The 2,554-nt window shown below is 72.0% G+C and carries 1 protein-coding gene and 2 tRNA genes; all 3 read right to left on the reverse strand.

What is annotated here, in order from left to right; genetic code table 11:
- Nucleotides 1–39 precede the first annotated feature (39 nt).
- A tRNA-Met gene (locus tag ACFWFI_RS42340) sits at nt 40–113 on the reverse strand.
- 95 nt (nt 114–208) lie between these two features.
- Nucleotides 209–2,263 (reverse strand): tetratricopeptide repeat protein, encoded by a 2,055-nt coding sequence (locus tag ACFWFI_RS42345; RefSeq protein WP_387401234.1) that lies wholly within the window; start codon nt 2,261–2,263, stop codon nt 209–211.
- Nucleotides 2,264–2,474: 211 nt separating this feature from the next.
- Nucleotides 2,475–2,548: transfer RNA gene (locus ACFWFI_RS42350), tRNA-Tyr, on the reverse strand.
- Nucleotides 2,549–2,554 lie beyond the last annotated feature (6 nt).

The following is a 2,554-nucleotide window of genomic DNA, read 5'->3' on the forward strand; positions in this document are numbered from 1 at the left end:
GCCCGGATCCTTGAAAGGATCCGGGCCTCTGTCTTTCAGTAGCGGGGACAGGATTTGAACCTGCGACCTCTGGGTTATGAGCCCAGCGAGCTACCGAGCTGCTCCACCCCGCGTCGTTGTGATTGCAACACTACGGCACCCCCACCGACCAGAGCAAATTCATTCGCCGGACACCCGCGCGAAGCCATTTACGCCGCCCGGGCCGCCGTCACGCGGTGAGCTCCTGGTGCAGCGCCTCCAGCAGCCGCGCGGCCCGCTCGGTCACCTCCGCAGGACCCAGCTCGACCGCCCGGGCGCACCAGCGCTGCCCCTCGGTGAGCTCGCCCCTGCGGGCGGCGAGCAGCGCGAGGCGCAGGGCCGCACGGCCGTGCCCGTCGTTGGCGGCGCGGCTCCACCACAGGGCCGCCTCGCGCTCGCTGCCCTCACGGGCGAGCAGCAGGCCGAGGTTGAAGGCCCCGTTGCGGCTGCCCGACTCGGCGGCCTCGCGATACCAGCGCGCGGCGCTCGCCATGTCGCCGCGCGCGGCGGCGAGCATCCCGGCCCTGACCTGGGCACGGCGGTGGCCCTGCTCGGCCGCCCTCTCGTACCACTCCTCGCATTCGGTCTTCTCCGGCATCGGCTCTCCCAGCGCGGGAGGTCCGGGCGCCGGCTGGCGCAGGTCGAGGACGCCTGCCAGCCGGAAGGCGGCCTCGGCGCTGCCGCCGCCCGCGGCGCAGCGCAGATGGCGCTCGGCCTCCCGCTCGTCGCCGTCCCGCAGCAGAGCCATGCCGACCTGGAGCGCGGCATCGGTGTGCCCGGCCGCCGCCGCCCGCTGGTACCAGCCGAGCGCCGTGCGGTCCTCGTCCCGTCCGGCGTGCAGGATGCCGAGGTTGAAGGCGGCGTCCACACTGCCGGCCTCCGCCGCCTTGGAGAACCACGGCTCGGCACCGGTCGCGTCGCCGGCCTGGAGCAGCAGCACGGCCAGCGCGTTCGCCGCCTCGCGGTGCCCGGCGTAGGCGGCCCGGCGGTACCACTGCTCGGCCTGCGGGATCCGGTCCTGGGCCGCGCAGAGCAGGCCGAGGTTGTACGCCCCGTTGACGTCACCGGCGTCCATGGCCGCGCGGTACCAGCGCTCGGCGGTCTGCTGCTCACCCCTGGCCGCGTGCAGCGCGCCCAGTGCGTTGGCGGCGTTGCCGTCACCGTCCTGGGCCGCACGCAGCCACCACACGGCCGCACTCTCCTCGTCACCCGCGTCGCGCAGCAGGAATCCGAGGGCGCAGGCCGCCCGGGGCTCGCCGTCCTTGGCCGCTGTGAGGTACCAGCGGCCCGCCTCCTTCAGCTCGCCGCGCTGTTCGAGAATGGCGCCGAGGTGCAGGGCGGCACGGCGGTGACCGCGAGCCGCGGCCTGGCGGTACCACTGCTCGGCCTCGCCGACCCGCCCGGAATCGGGACCCGCGACGGGGCTGTCCCGCTTCGCCGGCGTACCGGCGTCCAGCCCTCTGCGGCCTTCGCCCACGACCCGGCCGAGGCCGAAGGCGTCGTGCGCGTCGCCGACGGCGTTGCGCTCGATCGTCCGCGCCAAGCGGTACGCGGCCTCCCGGTGCCCCTGTTCCGCGGCGGCGCGCAGCCAGCGCTCGGCACCGGTGTCACCGCGGTGCTCCAGCAGGTCGGCCAGTGCGTACGCGCCCAGTGCGTGGCCCTGCTCGGCCGACTGGCGCAGCCAGTATTCGGCGCCGGGCTCGTCACCGCGCTCCCGGAAGTGGCGCCCCAGGGCATGCGCGGCAGCGGCGGAACCGGCGACAGCGGCGATGCGCCACCACCCGGCCGCCTCGTCCGCGTATCCCCTCTGGTGGAGGAGCACGCCGAGGTTGTTGGCCGCGGCCCGGTCGCCCTCGGCGGTAGCCGCGCGCAGGTGCGCCTCGGCCCCGTCCAGATCTCCCCGACGCAGCAGGAGAGCGCCCAGGACGCTCATCGAGGCGGTGTCACCGGCTTCCGCGGCACGCCGGTGCCGCGCCTCGCTCTGGTCGGCGTGGTCCGTGGTATCCGTAGTGTCCGTGTTCTCGGTGGTCTCGGTGTTCGTGCCTTCGGTGACGCCCGCGGCGTCGGCCGTGTCGATGATCTCTGCGGTGAAGACTGCGGCCTCGCGGTCGCCATCGGCGATGTCAGCGGTCCCGGCCAGGGCAGCGGCGAATGCCGCATCTGCCACGTTTTCCGTCGTCCGGCCGCGTCGCTGCACAAACCGCCCTGTCTCCAACAGAGTTGCCCTGTCCCCCATAAATACCATCGTCGCACCACCTGTAACCCGCGTACACCTGGAATACCGCGGCCAGTGAGGTCACTTCAGCGTTTTGTCGACATGCCCACAGAGAGACAAGTGAAACACGGCTGGGTCCAACTCGTGCCCCGCGAACCGCACTTCACTCCGACAACTTGAAAAACGCCCCGTGACATGACGAAGGCCCGGATCCCAAAGGATCCGGGCCTTCACCTTTCAGTAGCGGGGACAGGATTTGAACCTGCGACCTCTGGGTTTTTATAAAAGAGAGCTACCGAGCTGCTCCACACCGAGTTTTTT

Source organism: Streptomyces sp. NPDC060209, from assembly GCF_042728155.1.
In the GTDB taxonomy this organism is placed as follows: domain Bacteria; phylum Actinomycetota; class Actinomycetes; order Streptomycetales; family Streptomycetaceae; genus Streptomyces.